Consider the following 18,931-nt stretch of genomic DNA (forward strand, 5'->3'; position numbering starts at 1 on the left):
TCCTCCTCCCCCCCCCCCCAGCCCCCCCTCTCTGCTCGCCGGGGGTGGTGGGTTGGGGGACCCGATCAGCTGGCTTATTTTTGGTTTTTCATGGGGGGGGGGGGGGCCTCCCCCGTTAACCGGGCGCAGCGATTAAAGTTTCGTCCAGGCTCCATTCTTCTTCGACGACTTCACGCAGGCTTCGATGAAGGCCATGCCCTCAACACCGTCCTGGATGGTCGGGAAGATGACATCCTTAGCCGGCTTGCCGCCTTTGCGGCGCGCTGCGCGGATGGCGCGGGCCGCCTCCTGGTAGATGTTGGCGAAGCCTTCGAGATAGCCTTCCGGATGGCCTGACGGAACGCGGCTGACACGCCCGGCGACAGGCAGCGCGCCGGCGCCGTTTCGGGTGATCAACTGCTTCGGCTGGCCGAACGGCGTGTACCAGAGATAGTTCGGGTCGGCCTGCACCCATTCAAGCCCGCCCTTCGAGCCGTAGATACGCAGCTTCAGCCCATTCTCGTGGCCGGGCGCCACCTGGCTCGCCCACAACATGCCCTTGGCCGGGTGCGACTTGCCGATCGGCTTGAAGCGCAGCATCACATTGACATTGTCGTCGAGCTGCCGCCCCGGCACGAAGGCGTCGAGATCGGCGGAAAGCTCATCGAGCTCGAGCCCGCAGACGAAGCGCGCGAGATTATAGGCATGCGTGCCGATGTCGCCCAGCGCCCCGCCGGCGCCGGCCTGTTTGGGATCCGAGCGCCACGCTGCCTGCTTCTGGCCGGTGGCGGCAAGGTCCTCGGTCAACCAGTCCTGCGGATATTCCGACTGCACGATGCGAATGTCGCCGAGCTGCCCCTTGGTCACCATCTCGCGCGCCTGCCGCACCATCGGATAGGCGGTGTAGTTATGGGTGAGGACGAAGACCTTGCCGGACTTTTCGACCAATGCCGCCAGCTTTTTCGCTTCCGCCAGCGTCGTCGCCAGTGGCTTGTCGCAAATGACGTGGATGCCGGCTTCGAGAAACGCCTTCGCCGCCGGCACATGGACATTGTTGGGCGTGACGATGGCCACCGCCTCGATGCCATCGGGCCGCTTGGCCTCGGCCTTGGCCATCTCGGCGAAGGAGCCGTAGCTGCGCGCCGGATCGAGCCCGAGCTCCGCGGCCGAAGCCTTGGCACGCGCCGGGTCGGATGACAGGGCACCGGCGACCAGCACGAACTCATTGTCCATGCGCGCCGCAATCCGGTGCACGGCGCCGATGAAGGCGCCTTGCCCGCCGCCGACCATGCCGTAGCGGATCGGGCCGCCTCCCGTTTCCGACTTCGATGCGCCGACCATGATTTTTCTCCCTCGTCTGAAATACCCCTCCCCCTTGCGGGGAGGGTGGCCCGAAGGGCCGGGAGGGGTCGGTTGATGCCGAGCTCTACGCCCTGCGACCCAACCCCGATCCGCTGCGCGGATCGACCCTCCCCTCGAGGGGGAGGGAAAATCGCGCTAGATTCCCATCATGGCGCGCAGCACCTTTTTATCGGTCGCGCCGCCGGCGAAATCGTCGAATGCCTTGTCCGTCACCCTGATGATGTGATGCTGGATGAAGGGCGCGCCTTCGGCCGCGCCATCCTCGGGGTGCTTCAGGCAGCATTCCCATTCCAGTACCGCCCATGAATCGTAGTCATATTGGGCGAGCTTGGAGAAGATGCCGCCGAAATCCACCTGGCCATCGCCGAGCGAGCGGAAACGCCCGGCCCGGTTCGTCCAGCTCTGATAGCCGGAATAGACGCCTTGCCGGCCGGTCGGATTGAACTCGGCATCCTTGACGTGGAACGCCTTGATCCGCTCGTGATAGATGTCGATGAATTCGAGATAGTCGAGTTGCTGCAGCAGGAAATGCGACGGGTCGTAATTGATGTTGCAGCGCCTGTGGCCGCCCACGGCGTCGAGGAACATCTCGAAGGTCGCGCCGTCGAAGACGTCCTCTCCCGGATGGATCTCGTAGCCGAGATCGACGCCATTGTCCTCATAGACGTCGAGGATCGGCTTCCAGCGCTTTCCCAGTTCGGAAAACGCCTCCTCGATCAACCCCGCCGGCCGTTGCGGCCAAGGATAAAGGTAGGGGAAGGCCAACGCCCCGCAAAACGACACCGACGCCTTGAGCCCGAGATTTTTCGAAGCCTTGGCGCCGAACTTCATCTGTTCGACGGCCCATTGCTGCCTGGCTTTAGGATTGTTGTGCACCGCAGGCGGCGCGAAGCCGTCGAACTGCGCGTCATAGGCCGGATGCACCGCCACCAACTGCCCCTGCAGGTGCGTCGACAGCTCGGTGATCTCAACGCCCGCCTCAGTGCAGATGCCCTTCACTTCGTCGCAATAGGCCTGGGAGGACGCCGCCTTCTCGAGGTCGAACAGCCGGCTGTCCCAGGTCGGGATCTGCACGCCCTTATAGCCCAGCCCGGCCGCCCATCTGGTGATCGACGGCAGCGAGTTGAACGGTGCGGCATCGCCCGCGAATTGCGCCAGAAACAGCCCAGGACCCTTCATTGTCGACGGCATCGGCATCCTCCCTAATTTATCCACGACCAAGCATAGCGCCGATTGAAAGCAGGGCCAGCCTCTTTGGTCTTTTCTCGACAGGCGCTAGTGCGCACCGCCATTCTGGTATTACCAAATATGGTCGTTTGGTCAAGCGCCGCCGCTCGCAACCAGCGCTGCGAAAATTACCGGGCTGCGGGCAAATACGCCAGTTTAATCAAAGAAATAATCATGGGCCGGGGCTGCCGTGCAGGATTTCTTGCCGTCCAGATGAAATTGCTGTAGACCCTCTTTTCACGCCCAATTGGTCGAACCAGTTACGACAAATGCTGGAGTGCCTTGGGGAGGAACCATGCAACGCAATCTGGTGGAGTGCGTCGCAGGCGAATTGTTACAGGCGAATTCTGGGAAGGACAGACCATGCATCTTTCGACGCACAACTGGATGCGGGCGGAACCGTTGGAGACGACGCTCAAACGCATCAAGAAATTCGGCTATGAGTCGATCGAGATTTCCGGCGAGCCCGCGCAATACAAGATCAATGAGACACGTGCCCTCCTGAAGGAGCACGGCATCCGCTGCTGGGGGGCGGTGACGCTGATGCTGGGCGAGCGCAACCTCGCCGCCAAGGACCAGGGCCAGCGCGAGCGCTCGGTGCAGTACGTCAAGGACGTGCTGACGATGGTGAGCGAACTCGACGGCGAGATCATCACGCTGGTTCCCGCCACCGTCGGCAAGGTGGTGCCGGACGGCACCGAGGAAGAAGAATGGAAATGGGTGGTCGACGCCACCAGGGAATGCTTTACCCATGCCAGGAAAGTGGGCGTCAAGATCGCGGTAGAGCCGCTCAACCGCTTCGAGACCTATCTGTTCAACCGCGGCGCCCAGGCAATGGCGCTGGCCGATGCGGTCAGCCCCGAATGCGGTGTCTGCCTTGACGCCTATCACCTCCATATGGAGGAGTTTAACGTCTACGATGCCATCCGGCAGGTCGGAAAGCGCCTGTTCGATTTCCACGTCGCTGACAACAACCGCTTCGCCGCCGGTCTCGGACAGATCGACTGGCCGAAGATCGTTGGCACCCTGAAGGAAGTCGGCTACGACGGCGCGCTGACCAACGAGTTCGTCGCCCCTGTCGACCGCACGCCGGCTGCTCCCTATCCCGACATGGTTGAACGCAACCCGGTCGACATCTCGCCGGAGCAGCTCAAATTCATCCAGGACCACGGTTCCAGCGTGCTCACGGAAAAGTTCTACACCGACCAGATGCGCATCACCGCCGAAACGCTGCTGCCGCTGATCAAGTAGTCGATCTCTGGAAACGAGCCTTTCCGCCCGACGGCGGCCCCTAACGGCGGCAGGGCAGAGGATGAACATGCGCATCAAGACGGTCCAAGCCTGGTGGGTCCGCATACCGATCGAAGCGGCACGGCAGCACCGCAGCGACTTCGGTCAGGTGACGACGTTCGACGCCGCCATTCTGCGCGTCGAGACCGACGATGGGCTGGTCGGCTGGGGCGAAGGCAAGAATGCCGCCGGCAGCACCGGCAGCTATGGCGCCCTCGTCCACATGCTGAACCATGAGGTCGGCCCGCAGCTGATCGGCTGCGATCCGGCCGACCTCGGGGTGATCTGGGAGATGCTTTACAATGGCGTGCGCCACGACAGCGCCGCGCAAAACGGCCACGCCATGCCGCAACTGGCGCGGCGCGGCATCAGCGTCGCCGCAATCAGCGCCGTCGACATCGCATTGTGGGATATTCTGGGCAAGTCGCTGGGGGTTCCGGTCTGGCGGCTGCTCGGCGGCCGCAAGCTCGATCGCATGCCGGCCTACGCTTCCGGTGGCTGGGCCCCCACCGAAGCGATCGGCGACCAGTTGAAATCCTATATCGCCAAGGGTGGCTTCAAGGCGCTGAAGATGCGGATCGGCGCGATGGACGGCACCCCGCACAATTCGGCCGCCCGCGTCCGCGCCGCAAGACAGGCGCTCGGCCCTGAACTCGATCTTATGGTCGATGCGCACGGCACCTATACGGTGGCGGAAGCCAAACGCTTCATCCATCTCGCCGGCGATCTCGATCTGGCCTGGTTCGAGGAGCCGGTCATCGCCGACGACAAGCCTGGGATGGCCGAAGTGCGGGCGTCCGGCTCCATCCCGATCGCCACCGGTGAGAGCGAGGCGACGCGCTATGCCTTCCGCGACCTCGCCACGCTCAAAGCGGCCGACATCTTCCAGCCGGATCCTGCCTTCTGCGGCGGCATCAGCGAGGCGATGAAGATCGGCACCATCGCCAGCGCCTTCAATCTGCGCTTCGCGCCGCATCTGTGGGCCGGCGCCCCTTGCTTCTTTGCCGGGCTGCATGTCTGCGCTGCTTCGCCGGCTAGCTTTACCGTCGAATATTCGCTTGGCGCCAACCCGATGATCCACGATCTGATCGAGGAGACTGTCGAAGCAAAGGACGGTATGATAGCGATCCCCGAGAAGCCCGGACTGGGATTCACCCTTTCGGAACGGTTCCTGGAGGCGCACGCGCTACGCGGCTGATCATGAAAGAAAAGAACCTTCTCGCGGAACTCGCCGCCTATCTGTTCTCCCACTCCGACAAGGCGACGGGCCGAACGCCGTCGGAGCGAGAACTGGCGGAGCATTTCGTCGTCAGCCGCGGCCAGATCCGCGAGGCGCTGGCTATCCTCGAAGCCATGCGCATCGTCGAGCGCCGGGCCAAGTCCGGCATCTACATCGACACCAAGCAGGCCAGCGTCGAGGCGATGGCGCTTTTTGCCAGGGCCGGCCTGCCGCTCGATCCGATCCAGATCTACGAGACGGTCGAGTTGCGCAAGATCCACGAGATCAAGGCCGCCGAGCTTGCCTGTTCGCGTGCCACCGAGGAAAATTTCGAGCGGCTGCGCGAAATCCTGAAGGCTTCGGAAGACCGCATTGCGGCGGGCGAGGGTCTCGCCAAGGAAGACCGCGAATTTCACCTTGAGATCGTGCGGGCGACCAAGAACAGCGTCTTTCACAACATATGCAGCGTCTATTACATGATGGGCGAACAACGCCTGCCGATTTATTTCAACGATCCCGAACGCAGCGTGCGCTCGCATGCCGAGCACATCCAGATCTACGAGGCGCTGCTGCGCCGCGACGGCAACCTCGCCCAGGCGCTGATGAGCGCCCATCTGCAAGGCGCGGAAAGCTACTGGAAGGGCCTGATCGAGGGTGGCGGGGCAGAACCTCACAGTCCAGCGCTCGAACAGGTCTGACATGCCTAAAATCTTGACGACACACACGCTTCACCCGCGCGCCTCCGCCATGCTGACTGGGGCCGGTGAACTCGTCGTCGCCTCCGCCCTCGATGCGGACACGCTGGCGACTGAGGCGAGGAATGCCGACATCATCATCGTTCGTGCGCCACTGCCATCGGCGCTTTTCGAACGTGCGACGAAGCTCCGGGCCGCAATCCGCCACGGCGCCGGGCTCGACATGGTTCCCATGGAAGCCGCCACGGCAGCCGGCGTCCTGGTGGCAAACGTGCCGGCGGTCAATGCCCGGTCGGTCGCCGAATACGTGATGTTCGCGGCCCTGGCGCTGCTTCGGCGTTTCCGCGTAGTAGACCGCGACTTGCGGGCGAAGGGCTGGCTGGCCGGTCGCGACCACACCATTCTCGCCAGCGAGCTCGCCGGCAAAACGATCGGCATTATCGGCTTCGGCGCCATCGGACAGGCAGTCGGCCACATTGCGGCGCATGGTTTCGACCTGAACGTGGTGGCGACGACGCGCAGCATGAGGCCGGCGCCGGACAGGGTCGGCTTTCTGTCGATCGACGCACTGGTCGAGCAGAGCGATATCATCGTTCTGTGCTGCCCGCTGACACCGGAGACACGCGGCCTGATCAACCACGAGCGCATCGGTCGAATGAAGCCGCACGTGCTGCTGATCAATATTTCGCGCGGGCCGGTGATCGACGACGATGCGCTGATCGAAGCGCTGCGGAAGGACCGTATCGGCGGTGCCGCGCTCGATGTCTTTGCGACGCAGCCGCTGCCGCCCAATCACGCCTATTTCGGCTTCGACAATGTCATTGTCACGCCGCACATGGCCGGCATCACCGAGCAGTCGATGATGCGCATGGGCGTTGGTTCGGCTGATGAAACCTTGCTGGTGCTGGCCAACAAATTGCCGGTCAATCTGCGCAATCCCGAAGTGGTCGAGCACTACCGGCGACGGTTCCCGGCCGACGTGTAACGCCGTCGCCGTATCGCCCAATTTCTGCACGACGCTGCACCCCATGCTCGTTTTTCGCCGCACGCCGCTGCTTGTTTCGATCTGCGTCCTGCCCTCGGTCGCTGCGGCCGAGAGCAGTTATGTCTATTGCGACGACGGCCTGCGGTGCGTGATGGCGCCCTGTCCGTCGAACAGCGCGCTCGATCTCGCCACGGGCAAGATCATCAAGGGCGTGTCGATCGACATCGATGGATTGCCGCAGGAGGACAAGGCGCTCGATCTCTCTGACAAGCTCTACGCCGGCAAGGTCGTCGTTGTCGGCTCCATCGAGACCCGGACCCAGACCCTCAACGGCAAGCGATACACTTTGCCATGGCTGGTCGCGACCGGTGTCGAACGCGCGTCCAGGGATAGCGAACGCGGCCACTGTTCGTCGCATTGACGTTCACATCATCCACGGCCAAGCAGTGCCTCGACTTCCGCCGCGATACGCAAGAGACGGTGGTCGTGGCCGTTGCGCGCCACCAGCATCAGCCCGGCAGGGCGCGCCATTCCCGGCATCGGCAGCGAGATCGCACAGAGGTCGAACTGGTTGGCGACCTGCGTGTTGCGCAGCAGAAGGCCTTCCATACGCTCACATAGAACTTCGTCGCTGGTCATCGACACGATTGTCGGTGCGGTGACCGGTGTGGTCGGCAGGGCCAGCACATCGACAGACGCCAGCCGCTCGTCCATGGCCGCGACAAGCGCCCTGCGGCGGCGGATTGCCCTTATATAGGCCGTGGCCGGAACGGCGGCAGCGCGTGACAACGGCTCGCTCACCCGCGGATCCACCGGTGTCGTCGCGCCAGTCGCCAGCCAATCTGCATGGACCTCGGCACCCTCCATTGCCGCGATCGAGGCCCGCCTGGTTACCGCGCGCAAATCGGCAAGGAGGTCATCGATGGACAGATCAGCGAGGCGTGCACCCGCGAGTTCCACCTTGTGAACACATCGGTCGAACGCTGCTGCGACCTCTTCTTCCGTATCCTCGAAGAGCGCGCCGCGCGGAACACCGATGCGCAGTCCGGCAAGCGAGAGCGGAACAAGTGCCGCGAACTCTTCGCCGGCCATCACCGCGTCGGCTGCGGCACATTCGGCAACGGTGCGCGCGAGCGGGCCAATGGAGTCCAGCGTGGCCGATAGCGGGAAGACGCCATCGCGCGGCACGCGCCGCGCCGTCGGCTTGAAGCCGACGACACCGTTCAGCGATGCCGGAATGCGCACCGAACCGCCGGTGTCGGAACCGATCGAGATCTCGCTCGTGCCTTCGGCAACGGAAACACCGGCGCCGGAGGATGAGCCGCCCGCAATCCGGCTGGCGTCGGTCGCATTGCCGGGCGTGCCGTAATGCGGGTTGACGCCGATCGCGGTGAAGGCGAATTCAGTCATGTTGGTCTTGCCGAAGATGACGGCGCCCGCCTGCCGCAATCGTTGCACGATGACGGCATCCCGCAGCGCCGGCGCCGCGGTGCTGAGCAGCAACGAACCGGCCGTGGTCGGCTCGCCGGCGACATCGAACAGGTCTTTGATCGACAGAATTGTTCCGTCGAGCGGCCCGAGCGTCACGCCGGCTCTGCGCCTGGTATCGGCGGCATCGGCTGCTGCCCGTGCGGCCTCCGGATAGAGCTTTACGAATACGCTTTCATTGTCCGCGCGGACGGCGAGACGCGAAAGGACGACTTCGAGGCGGTCGCGGACGGATTGCATTTTCGGTGTCGGACTCCGGACGCCTGCAACGTCTTACAGGCAACGACTGGTGCATGGCCTGCAGAGACATAACCCGGCAAAAGCACATTTGCACCCCTGTCGAACGGAAGGAGGAGACCTGATGCTCTACAAAGGCAGCTGCCACTGCGGCAAGATCGCCTTCGAGGTCGAAGGCGATCTGACCGGAGCCGTGCGATGCAATTGCTCGATCTGCTCGCGCAAGGGCGCGCTGCTATGGGCGGTGCCGCACGAGGCATTGCAGGTGCTTGCCTGGGGCGACGATCTTGGCAGGTACACTTTCGGCAACCATGTCATCGCCCACCGGTTCTGCCGGACCTGCGGCATTCACCCCTTCGCCGAGGATGTCAGCGAAGGGAGCGAACGAAGCGCCTACGTCAATATCCATTGCATCGACGGATTGGACCTTGCCGCTGTGCCGGTTCTCGACTTCGACGGCCGCGCGGCCTGAAACCGAAACTATTGCCGGCTCCCAGCGTTCGAGCGGTCTAACGGTACCCCGTCACATCGGCTGGTTTGCCGGCGTCCTGAACCTCGGGAACATAGCGCCACGCATCGGGCCGCGAGCCGTCGAGATCGGTAAAACCGTAGAACTGCGCCAGCCCGCCACTCGACAGCGACTGTCCGTTCCAGCGCGAACGATCCGGGTCCGCCGCAAGCGCCGCCACCGCGCGCCCGACAAAGCGCGGCGTCTCCGAGATGACAAAATGCGGCACTTTCGCTGTCGCATCATGCCAGTTGTCCTCCGTGACGCCGAATGCCTCGAGCATCATTTCCGAACGCAACCAGCCGGGTGTCAGCGAAATCGAGGTGGCACCGTGCGGGGCAAGGTCCTGAGCATGGGCCCAGGCCATGCGGGTCACCGACACTTTGGCGAGGTCGTAGAACGGGGAAAGCCGATAGTGGTCTCCATTATACTCGGCTGTGCCGTCGGTGACTTCGACAAGCAGCCCGCCCGGGCGCTCAATCAGAAGCGGCAGCGCGTAATGCGCGGTGATCAGATGCGTGTCGATGCCCAGCCGCAACATGCGCAAACCATTCGTGAGATCATGCTCCCAAACCGGCTTGTTCCATTCAAACAGTTTCTCCCCGCCCCAGATGTCGTTGACCAGCACATCGAGGCGGCCCTGCTCGGTACGTATCCGGTCGACCAGCTTGCGCACGTCTTCCACAACCAGATGATCGACTTGCACAGCGATGCCATGGCCGCCTTGCGCTGAAACAAGCTCCGCCGTTTCCTCGATGGTTTCCGGGCGGGCGTATTCGGACTGATGCATGCGTGTCGTCCGCCCTGTGACATAAACCGTCGCGCCCGCGGCGCCCAGTTCGACCGCAATACCTCTCCCCGCACCGCGCGTTGCACCCGCGACCAAGGCGACTTTTCCCTCAAGCGTCATTGAACTCCCCAGACTCCGACCAACCAAACGCTGGCTTTCTTCAACGCCATGATATATAAATGATCATTCGGTTATAAATGGATGTCAAGATGCCTCGGCAAAAAACGCAATCCGACGAGCACGTGCTGGAAGCGGCGCACCGGCTGATCCACGAGCATGGCCCGGAGAGCCTCACATTCGAACGGCTGTCCAAGGCTTGCGGACTTTCCGGCTCGACCCTGGTGCAGCGTTTCAAGAACAAGGCTACGCTCAGGCAAAGAACCTTGCTGCAGGCATGGGATAGGCTGGATGAGAAGACGATAAAGCTCGCCGGTGCGATACAGAGAACCCCTGCTGGCGCGATCGGATTGTTGGTGGCGCTATCGCGTGACTATGGCGGCATCGAATCCTATGCCGAGGGCCTGCTCGTCCTGCGTGAAGATCTGCGCGATCCGGTGCTTCGCGCGCGCGGGGCATCGTGGAAGGCATCCTTGTGCAACATCCTCGACTCTTGCTTTGCTTCGGTGGCCAACACGCCGTTGGATATCGGCCTGCTGATGGCATCGCACTGGCAAGGTTCGCTGCTTTGGTGGAGTTTCGACCCGAAAGTCGAAGTTGCATCCTACGTCGAAGACAGTCTGGGCCGTTTCGTCGCCGCAATCGCCACGGCCCGAAAATCATAACCGATTTTCGGGCCATTTCTTGGAGGCAAGAGGCGTCCTACGTTGGACGGACGCGCGGAATGGCTTAGGTCGCGCTTCTCGGGCCGAGCAAGAACGCCGCCAAGGCCGCCAGCAACGTCGCGATTCCGCAATAGGCGAAAGCACTGGCAACGCCGGCATTGTCGACCAGCAGGCCGCCGAAAACGGCACCCAGCGCGATGGCCACCTGGAACGTGGCGACCATCAGTCCGCCGGCGCTTTCTGCCTGGTCGGGAGCGGCTCGCACCAGCCAGGTTTGCAGCCCGACCGGCACCGCGCCGAAGGCAAAGCCCCAGGCGGCAACCGCTATCGCCGCAACGACTGGCGAGGCTCCGAGAGTAAGCAGCAAGGCGGCTGCCACAGCAATCAGTAGAGGCGCCAGGCCGACGGCGGTCTTGAGGCTGCGTTCGGCCATGAACCCGCCGGCAAAATTGCCGAAGAAGCCACCGATGCCGTAAGCGAGCAGCACAAGCGAGATCGTCTCGATGTCCAGCGCGGGCACCTTCTCAAGAAACGGGCGGACATAGGTGAAGCCGGCAAAGTGTCCCGAGGCGACCAGCAGGACCACCAGAAGCGCAACCCTGATCATCGGCCGCTTTATTACCTCCAGCAAGGTCCGAAAGCTTGCCACGCCCGCCGGCGGCAGCTTCGGAAGTGTGGCGATCTGCACCAGCAGCGCCAGGGCGCCGACAATCGCTGCGATCATGAAGGCCGTTCGCCATCCCCAGATGTCGCCGACATAGGCACCGACCGGGGCGGCACAGACCGTCGCCACCGAAACGCCGGTGAGGATGATCGACATGGCGCGAGGCATCAGCCGCATCGGGACAAGCCGCATCGCCATAGCCGCCGACATCGACCAGAACCCGCCGAGGCTGATCCCGAGCATGATGCGGGCGATCAGAAGAACGGGAAGCGAGGACGCAAACGCCGCCAAGAGGTTCGACAGGATCAGGAGCACGGTCAGTCCCCACATGACGAGCCTGCGGTCCAGCCGTTTGGTGATGATGGCCATAGTCGGAGCGGCTATCGCGCCGACGACGGCGGTTGCCGTCACCGCTTGGCCGGCAGTGCCTTCGGTCACACCGAGATCCTGCGCCAGCGGCGTCAGCAGGCTGGCAGGCAGGAATTCTGCCGTCACCAGCCCAAACACACCGAGCGCGAGAGATACGACCGCCCCCCACGCCGGCTCGGCTCGTTCGTCGGTTTCCGCGGGATCGAGAACGGCGTCGATGACGCCTGTCGCGGGTTCGGTCATGATGGGATCTCCGATCTGGTTGCAGCGCAACATTTGGCTGCAGTGCAACATAGGGAGTGACCGTCTGGAGTTTCCATGCTAGAAACACCATCATGCTTGACCATTCGTCCAAAGTTCCGGTTACCGGCGATCCGCTGACAGACATATTGCGCGGGTTACGGCTCGACGGCGTCGAATATGGCCGCTGTGAAATGCAGGAGCCCTGGGGCCTCCAGTTTCCGGCTCAGACGGCGGCGCGGTTTCACTTCATCGGCCGCACAGGATGCTGGTTGCTGCAGCCGTCCGGCGAATGGGTCGAGCTCAAGGCGGGCGACGCGGTGCTGCTGCCGCGCGGTGCCGCACACGTCCTGGCGAGCGAGCCGGGCACTGAGGCTTCGCCGATCCAGGGCTATGAGGTCGCAGAGGTCTGCAAGGGCGTTTACTGCCTGTCCAACGAAGGCTGTCGGCCGGGGACGCTGCTGTTTTTTGGCAGCATGTATTTCAATCTCGACGGTTTGCACCCTTTGCTCGGCATGATGCCGGATGTCATGCGCGCGCACGAGTTGGAAGCCTATGAACCTGGTATCCCGCATCTGCTGGAGGCGATGGCGCGCGAAGTGACGATGGAGCGCGTCGGCTCCGGCGGCATTCTGGCCCGGCTTGCCGATGTGCTCGCCGCCACCATCATCCGCTCATGGGTTGAGCGCGGCTGCGGCGACTCGTCCGGATGGATTGCGGCGGTGAGAGACCGCGAGATCGGGCGCGTGCTGGCCGCGATCCACCTCGAACCGGACCGCGATTGGACCGTGGAAACGCTCGCCAGGATGATGGGCGCCTCGCGATCGGGTTTCGCCGAGCGCTTCGCAACGATCGTCGGCGAAACCCCGGCGAGATATGTCACCCAGGTGAGAATGCACCAGGCACGGCAATGGCTGGTCCGCGACCGGCTGAAGATTTCCGTCGTCGCCGCGCGCCTCGGCTATGAATCCGACGCGTCCTTCAGTCGGGCGTTCAAGCGCGTCATCGGATCGGCTCCCAGCCATTTCCGGGCCGAGGAACAGGCTGAGACCCGTCAAGCCGGCTAAGCCTGGCCAGAGACTTCAAGCCGCTTAGCGTCTCCACCCAACAGACGCGCTTAATGCATGTCGCGCCTGTGCAGCGGTCTTGCGATAACGACATGCATAAAACAACAACCTAAAGCGCGTCGCATGGGGCCGGTCAAACGCGACGCGCTTTAGCCCGCGTGACGGAGGCTTATTCCGCTATCCTTGTCGAACAGCACCACCTTGTCCGGATCCCAGGCAAAGCGCACCGGCTGCTCGATTTCGACATCGGTTCTGGCCGGCACCGTGGCCCGCAGCATGGCGTCGCCGACCCGCAGCGTCAGGATCTTTTCGACGCCATGGTTCTCGACATCGTGGACGCGCGCTTCCACCGGCGCCCCGCTCTCGAGATAGACATCCTCGGGACGAATACCGAAGACGAGCGGGCGACCGTCGGTCGCACCGCTCGTCTTGGCACCCCCCGTAAAAGGCAGCTCGAAATTCAGCGGCGCCATCACGGCGCGGCCGTTGACCAGCTTGCCGTCGATGAGGTTCATCGGCGGCGAGCCGACGAAGCTCGCCACATAGGTGTCGCGCGGATTGTTGTAGATCTCATACGGCGTGCCGGTCTGGACAATGTGGCCATGGTTGAGCACGCCAACCTTGTCGCCCATCGACATCGCCTCGATCTGGTCGTGCGTGACGAACAGGAAGGTCTGACCAAGGTTCATTTGGATGTTCTTCAGCTCGGTGCGCAGCGCCTCGCGCAGTTTGGCATCGAGCGCCGACAGCGGCTCATCCATCAGGAATACGCGGGGCTTCCTGACGATGGCGCGACCAATCGAGACGCGCTGCATCTCGCCGCCAGAGAGGCGATCCGTCTTGCGGTCGAGCAGATGCTCGATACGCAAGGTCCTGGCAACGCGATCGACGCGCGTCTTGATCTCGTCGGGCTCGATGCGGCGGATTTTTGGCTTCAGCGGAAATTCGAGGTTTTCGCGCACCGTGTAGCGTGGATAAAGCGAGTATTGCTGCAGAACCAGTGCCACGTCGCGCTCGGCCGCACCCCAGTCAGCGACATCAGCGCCGTCAATGAATATCTGACCCTCGTCCGGCTTTTCCAGGCCGGCGATCATGCGCAACGTCGTCGTCTTGCCGGCGCCGGTCTCGCCGAGCAGCACGAAGAACTCGCCGTCGGCAATGTCGAGATTGAGCCCGGTCAATGCGGTGTGATTGCCGAATGTCTTCGAGATATTCTTGAGCTGGATATGGGCCATCAGAGTCTCACCCCCAGCGAATTGCCGCTTGTCGTGTCGAAGAAGTGCGCCTGCGCCGGGTCGAGCTTGGCGAAGACCTGGACCCCCGGCTTGCCGACGAAACCGGAACGGGTGCGGGCGCGCAACATCTGTGCCCCAACCTTGAGGTCGACAATGTCGTAGGATCCAAGCGGTTCGATGATGTGCGCCTCGACCGGCAGATAACCGTCCGCCGCCTCGCGCGCGACTATCACTCCTTCGGGGCGGATGCCGAGCGCAAGGCGGTCCTGCCCGACGTTCGCGGCGTCGAGTTGGCCGACCAGTTCGGCCGGGAAAAGGAACCCTTCCGCGGCCCCGTCGAGGGTGACCCTGGCGCCGGAGCCGTTCATCGTCACCGCCGCGTTGGCGACGTTCATCACAGGCGAGCCAACGAATTGCGCGACGAACAGATTGGCCGGGTGCGTATACACTTCCGATGGGCTGCCTACCTGTTGCAGAACGCCCTCATGCATGATGACGATGCGGTCGGCAAGACTCATCGCCTCGATCTGGTCATGGGTGACGTAGATGGTGGTCGAGCCCTGCTTGATATGCAGCCGCTTGATCTCGGCGCGCATCTCCTCGCGCAGCTTGGCGTCGAGCGCGCCGATCGGCTCGTCCATCAGCATCGCCTTCGGCCGCCGCACCAGCGCCCTGCCGATCGCCACGCGCTGCATGTCACCGCCCGACAGCGCCGACGGCTTCTTGCCGAGCAGGTCGGTGATCTGCAGCACTTTGGCGACCGAGCGCACCTCGCCGTCGATCTCCGCCTTGCTCTTGCGCATGGCGCGCAACGGAAAAGCGATGTTCTCGTAGACGCTCATATGCGGATACAGCGAGAACGATTGGAAGACCATGGCGATGTCGCGGTCGGCGGCCTTGAGATGCTGCACCGGCTTGCCGTCGATGAGGACATCGCCGCCGTCGATCGTCTCCAGCCCGGCGATGGCCCGAAGCGTCGTCGTCTTGCCGCAGCCCGACTGGCCGAGCAGCACGATGAACTCATTGTCATCGATCTTGAGATTGAGATCCTTGATGACCTGAACGGCGCCAAAGAATTTCTGGACGCCACGAAGCTCGATCTGGGTCATGGGTGACCTTCTTTTTCCGGCGCGCCAGTCGCCTGCGGCTTCTGCCTCGGACCGACCCAGCCGGTGATCATGAACGTCAGCAGCCCGACGATGATGATCGTCAGCCCGTAGCGGTGCAGGAAGAGATTCCACGGCTGGCAGAGCGCGATGATGCCGAGCACCATCACGATCTCGGCCGTGCGCTGGATTGTAGCATGGCGGATCATTTGCGAATCGCTCCGAAGGACATGCCGCGCAGGAGGTGGTTGCGCAACAGGAAGGTGAAGATGGCGACCGGCAGCAGGAACAGGAAGGTGCCGGCCGCGATGACCGTCCAGTCGGGCAACCCGGAACCGACCTGGCTTGGAATGAACGGCGGCGCCGTCTGGGCGCGTCGGTTGGTCATGATCAGCGCGAACGCATATTCGTTCCACGCGGTGATGAAGCAGAACACGGCGGTGGCGGCGATGCCGGTGGCCGCCTCCGGCAGCACGATCTTGAAGAAGGCCTCCATGCGCGTATAACCGTCGACGAGTGCCGCCTCCTCGTACTCCTTCGGAATTTCGTCCATGAACCCCTTCATCAGCCATACGGAGAAGCTGAGATTGAAGGCGGTGTAGAGGATGATCAGGCCCCAATGCGTGTCGTTGAGGCCGACGGCCCGGTACATCAGGAACATCGGGATCGCCACCACCACTGGCGGCAGCATGCGCGTCGACAAGATGAAGAACAGCAGGTCCTGTTCCCCCTTTATCTTGAAGCGCGAGAACCCGTAAGCCGTGAAGGTGCCCATGCCGACGGCGAGGATCGTCGAGGTGATGGCCACGATCAGCGAATTCATGAAACGGCTCGGATAGCCGGACCACTGCACCTCGCCCCTGCCCGAGCGCACCACCTTCTCGCCGCCGTCAAACACCAGCCGCTCCCACCACGGGGCGGCGGCGTATTGTTCCGGCGTCGGCGCAGTGCGCAACTGCGACCGCTTGGTGAACAGCTTTACGAAGGGCGATATCTCCGGCTGGAAGACCACTGTCGGCGGGATAGTGGTGGCGAGATTGCGCGGCTTGAACGCCGTCGAGGCTATCCAGTAGATCGGCGCCAGGAAGATCATCGTGACGATCAGCACACCGACGATGGCGAGCTTGTTGAGCGAACGCTCGGCAGAGGTGGTGACGGCGGCCATTCTAGCGCTCCTTCACCTTGTTCAGGTATTTGACGTAGATATTGGTGATCGCCAGGACCATGATCAGCACGATGTAGGCGAGCGCGCAGGAGCGCCCGGTCTGCCATTCCTGGAACGCCATCTTGTAGAGCCGGATCGAGATCACCTCGGTGGTTGGCTGCGTCGACAGCACATAGGCAAGATCAAAGGTTTTGAACGCCTCCATGGTGCGAAAGATGATCGCGATCATCAGGATGGGCGCGACCAGTGGCAGCGTGATGCGGAAGAAAGTGTAGAGCGAACCGGCGCGGTCGATCGCGGCCGCCTCGTAAAGATGCTTCGGCACTGCCGACAGGCCGGCGAGCGACAGCAGCATGACGAAGGGCGCCCACATCCAGATGTCAGTCATGGCGATCGCGTAGAGAGCCATGTCGGCATTTCCGACCCATTCGAATTTCCCAAGGCCCAGCGCGTAGTTGATAATGCCGAAGGACGGGTCGTAGAGCAGTTTCCAGAACAGACCGACGACGGCCATAGACAGCATCATGGGCAAAAGCAGCAGCGTAGTGATCAGCCCCTTTAAGGGAATGTCGCGATTGAGGAGCATCGCCGTGCCGAAGCCGACCACGACCTGGCCGACGACCGAGACGATCACGTATTTTGCCGTGACCGCGAAATTGTTCCAGATGTAGGGATCGTTGAGCAGCTCGCGATAATTCTGCAGTCCGACGAAATTCGCAGCCGCGCTGGTCGATGCACGAAAGTCGGTGAAGGAGTAACCGAGCGAATAGATCAGCGGAAAAATGTTGAAGATGATCAGGAATAGGATCGTCGGTATGATGAAGAGGTTGCGGATCGTGATGTCGCTCATGCCATGGGAGGCGGCGCGCGATTTTGGATCCAACGTCGCTATGACTGTGGTGGCCATGGACCGTTCTTTCCCAGTCTTCTTCTTGAATTTCGGTTCTTGAAACGGAAACGGAGGGGGCGGGCGACCGCCCCCTCCGAGATCAAGCCGCGCTTTACTGCATGCGGTTGTACTTCTTGAACGTCGCGTTCCAGTCGGCTGCAAGTGCGTCAAGCGTCTCCTTTGCAGTGCCCTGACCGTTCACGACGTACGGATAGACGCGCTGGTTGAGCTGCTGCAACAGCTCGGCGTATTCCGGCACCGCCCAGAAATCCTTCACCTTGAACATGGTCTCGTAGAAAGCTTTGTTGTAAGGCGTCGCGTTCTGGAACTCGGCGCTCTCCAACACCGCCTTATTGCAAGTGTAGCCGCCGAGCTCGGCCCATTTCTTCTGGGTCTCGTCCTTGATGAACCATTCGAGGAACTTCATCGCCTCTTCCTTATTCTCGGAATAGGAGACTATTGAGATGCCCTGACCGCCGAGCGCGGCGAACTGGTCACCCCCGGGGCCAGCCGGGTTGGCGAAGAAGCCCGTGCCCTTGGCGTTCGGGTTCGACGCCTCGTTCACCAAGGCCGGGAAGAAGGCAAAATAATTCATGCTCATCGCCGCCAGGTTCTCGGTGATCGCCTGGTTGTCCTCGGTGAAGAAGGCGTTGGTCCATCCGGGCGGCGTGAAGCCGAAGAGCTTGCGGTAATTCTCGAGCGCCGCGACGTTCTTGTCCGAGTTGATGATTCCGTCCACCTTATAGGTCGCATAATCGCCAAGTTCCCCGCCGTAGGAAAAGATCGCATTCTCGACGCCCATGGCGAGACCATCATATTGGTTCTGGGTGTAGATTGCGATGCCGTAGCGGTTCTGGTCGGGTCGGTTGAAGAACTCCGCGATGTCGGTCATTTCTTTCCAAGTCTTCGGCACGGCAAGGTCATAGCCGTACTTGGCTTTGAAGGCTTCCATTTCCTTCGGGTCTTCGAACCAGTCCTTTCGATAGGACCAGCCGACGGCGTCGCCCTCAGTCGGAATCGACCAGTATTTGCCGCTGTTGCCCGGGTATTCGGAATAGAATTTGACAGTCGCCGGGGCCATCGTCTCCAGCACTTTGTTGTTCTTCACAAACTCCGTCAGATCGACATAGTGACCGCCCTCGGAAGCTGCCCCTAACCACTGCGAGTCGCCGACGACCATGTCGTAGGCGCTGCCCTTGGCGTTGAATTCGGTGAAGGCCTTGGTCTGGAAATCTGGCCACGGCGTCGTCTCGACCGTGACCTTCACGCCGCTTTCGGCCTCGTAAAGGTTGACGAGTTCCTGCAAATAGTTCGCCGGATCCCATTCAGCCCAGAATATGGTGAGTTCCTTATCCTGCGCGTAGACGGACGTTCCGCAGGCGAGCACTAAGCCGATACCAGCAAGCATACTGGTCATTGTCTTGCGCATGATGATTTCCTCCCTTGTGCGCATTCTACCGTATCATGCGAGCCGGCGGCGAGGCCGACCCTGGTAGTTCCTCCCGTGATGGCAACATTCCGGTTTTTGAGCCTCCTCGCCCAGCCGGAAAATGGATCGCAGCCCTCACTTTTAATCCGCTATATTGTCCTGATCTGGTATTACCAATTTCGGACGCACGTCAAGCTCTTTCTTG

19 protein-coding genes are annotated in these 18,931 nt (G+C 62.3%); 8 read left to right on the forward strand and 11 right to left on the reverse strand.

The window, feature by feature from the left end:
• Positions 1 to 132: 132 nt before the first annotated feature.
• Both AC0L14_RS31430 and AC0L14_RS31435 read right to left on the reverse strand, forming a co-directional pair.
• The gene (locus AC0L14_RS31430; protein WP_473751808.1) at positions 133 to 1,320 is read right to left on the reverse strand and encodes a Gfo/Idh/MocA family protein; all 1,188 of its coding nucleotides are present in this window, start codon (positions 1,318 to 1,320) and stop codon (positions 133 to 135) included.
• 156 nt (positions 1,321 to 1,476) lie between these two features.
• On the reverse strand, positions 1,477 to 2,532 hold the full coding sequence (locus AC0L14_RS31435; RefSeq protein ID WP_473751810.1) for a sugar phosphate isomerase/epimerase family protein: 1,056 nt from the start codon (positions 2,530 to 2,532) through the stop codon (positions 1,477 to 1,479).
• A gap of 399 nt (positions 2,533 to 2,931) precedes the next feature.
• Here AC0L14_RS31435 and AC0L14_RS31440 point away from each other — a divergent pair, with 399 nt between their 5' ends.
• The 5 genes from AC0L14_RS31440 to AC0L14_RS31460 all read left to right on the forward strand — a co-directional run bounded on the left by AC0L14_RS31440 (position 2,932) and on the right by AC0L14_RS31460 (position 7,178).
• On the forward strand, positions 2,932 to 3,819 hold the full coding sequence (locus AC0L14_RS31440) for a sugar phosphate isomerase/epimerase family protein (RefSeq protein ID WP_473751811.1): 888 nt from the start codon (positions 2,932 to 2,934) through the stop codon (positions 3,817 to 3,819).
• 67 nt (positions 3,820 to 3,886) lie between these two features.
• A complete protein-coding gene (locus AC0L14_RS31445; RefSeq protein WP_473751812.1) occupies positions 3,887 to 5,056 on the forward strand; it encodes a mandelate racemase/muconate lactonizing enzyme family protein in 1,170 nt (389 codons plus the stop codon).
• A gap of 2 nt (positions 5,057 to 5,058) precedes the next feature.
• Positions 5,059 to 5,775: a FadR/GntR family transcriptional regulator gene (locus tag AC0L14_RS31450; RefSeq protein WP_123151663.1), complete on the forward strand. Its 717-nt coding sequence runs from the start codon at positions 5,059 to 5,061 to the stop codon at positions 5,773 to 5,775.
• A 1-nt stretch (position 5,776) separates the two neighbouring features.
• Positions 5,777 to 6,757: an NAD(P)-dependent oxidoreductase gene (locus AC0L14_RS31455; RefSeq protein WP_473751813.1), complete on the forward strand. Its 981-nt coding sequence runs from the start codon at positions 5,777 to 5,779 to the stop codon at positions 6,755 to 6,757.
• A gap of 43 nt (positions 6,758 to 6,800) precedes the next feature.
• The gene (locus AC0L14_RS31460) at positions 6,801 to 7,178 is read left to right on the forward strand and encodes a hypothetical protein (protein ID WP_473751814.1); all 378 of its coding nucleotides are present in this window, start codon (positions 6,801 to 6,803) and stop codon (positions 7,176 to 7,178) included.
• Positions 7,179 to 7,186: 8 nt separating this feature from the next.
• Here the strand turns inward: AC0L14_RS31460 and AC0L14_RS31465 are convergent, their stop codons facing one another.
• Positions 7,187 to 8,485 carry an amidase gene (locus tag AC0L14_RS31465; RefSeq protein WP_473751815.1) on the reverse strand — a complete coding sequence of 433 codons (1,299 nt, stop codon included), beginning with the start codon at positions 8,483 to 8,485 and terminating at the stop codon, positions 7,187 to 7,189.
• Between the two features lie 121 nt (positions 8,486 to 8,606).
• Between AC0L14_RS31465 and AC0L14_RS31470 the strand changes: the two genes are divergently transcribed.
• A complete protein-coding gene (locus tag AC0L14_RS31470; protein ID WP_123151660.1) occupies positions 8,607 to 8,954 on the forward strand; it encodes a GFA family protein in 348 nt (115 codons plus the stop codon).
• 37 nt (positions 8,955 to 8,991) lie between these two features.
• Here the strand turns inward: AC0L14_RS31470 and AC0L14_RS31475 are convergent, their stop codons facing one another.
• Positions 8,992 to 9,900, reverse strand: a complete 909-nt coding sequence (locus tag AC0L14_RS31475) for an SDR family oxidoreductase (protein WP_473751816.1) — start codon at positions 9,898 to 9,900, stop codon at positions 8,992 to 8,994.
• Between the two features lie 89 nt (positions 9,901 to 9,989).
• Here AC0L14_RS31475 and AC0L14_RS31480 point away from each other — a divergent pair, with 89 nt between their 5' ends.
• Positions 9,990 to 10,562 carry a TetR/AcrR family transcriptional regulator gene (locus AC0L14_RS31480; RefSeq protein ID WP_473751817.1) on the forward strand — a complete coding sequence of 191 codons (573 nt, stop codon included), beginning with the start codon at positions 9,990 to 9,992 and terminating at the stop codon, positions 10,560 to 10,562.
• A gap of 64 nt (positions 10,563 to 10,626) precedes the next feature.
• Here the strand turns inward: AC0L14_RS31480 and AC0L14_RS31485 are convergent, their stop codons facing one another.
• Positions 10,627 to 11,838 (reverse strand): MFS transporter, encoded by a 1,212-nt coding sequence (locus tag AC0L14_RS31485; protein WP_473751819.1) that lies wholly within the window; start codon positions 11,836 to 11,838, stop codon positions 10,627 to 10,629.
• Positions 11,839 to 11,930: 92 nt separating this feature from the next.
• Between AC0L14_RS31485 and AC0L14_RS31490 the strand changes: the two genes are divergently transcribed.
• Entirely contained in the window at positions 11,931 to 12,902 is a 972-nt protein-coding gene (locus AC0L14_RS31490) for an AraC family transcriptional regulator (protein ID WP_473751820.1), read from the forward strand.
• Between the two features lie 149 nt (positions 12,903 to 13,051).
• Here the strand turns inward: AC0L14_RS31490 and AC0L14_RS31495 are convergent, their stop codons facing one another.
• The 6 genes from AC0L14_RS31495 to AC0L14_RS31520 form a co-directional block, all read right to left on the reverse strand.
• Complete coding sequence (locus AC0L14_RS31495) at positions 13,052 to 14,137, reverse strand: ABC transporter ATP-binding protein (protein ID WP_473751821.1); 1,086 nt, start codon at positions 14,135 to 14,137, stop codon at positions 13,052 to 13,054.
• Entirely contained in the window at positions 14,137 to 15,246 is a 1,110-nt protein-coding gene (locus AC0L14_RS31500) for an ABC transporter ATP-binding protein (protein ID WP_473751822.1), read from the reverse strand. Before AC0L14_RS31500 ends, AC0L14_RS31495 begins: the two co-directional genes overlap by 1 nt.
• Complete coding sequence (locus tag AC0L14_RS31505; protein ID WP_473751823.1) at positions 15,243 to 15,452, reverse strand: hypothetical protein; 210 nt, start codon at positions 15,450 to 15,452, stop codon at positions 15,243 to 15,245. Before AC0L14_RS31505 ends, AC0L14_RS31500 begins: the two co-directional genes overlap by 4 nt.
• Entirely contained in the window at positions 15,449 to 16,408 is a 960-nt protein-coding gene (locus AC0L14_RS31510) for a carbohydrate ABC transporter permease (protein ID WP_292192860.1), read from the reverse strand. Before AC0L14_RS31510 ends, AC0L14_RS31505 begins: the two co-directional genes overlap by 4 nt.
• Before the next feature lies 1 nt (position 16,409).
• Positions 16,410 to 17,315 carry a carbohydrate ABC transporter permease gene (locus AC0L14_RS31515; protein ID WP_473548712.1) on the reverse strand — a complete coding sequence of 302 codons (906 nt, stop codon included), beginning with the start codon at positions 17,313 to 17,315 and terminating at the stop codon, positions 16,410 to 16,412.
• Between the two features lie 94 nt (positions 17,316 to 17,409).
• On the reverse strand, positions 17,410 to 18,726 hold the full coding sequence (locus tag AC0L14_RS31520) for an ABC transporter substrate-binding protein (protein ID WP_473548714.1): 1,317 nt from the start codon (positions 18,724 to 18,726) through the stop codon (positions 17,410 to 17,412).
• Positions 18,727 to 18,931 lie beyond the last annotated feature (205 nt).

Source organism: Mesorhizobium sp. WSM4841 (assembly GCF_055811515.1).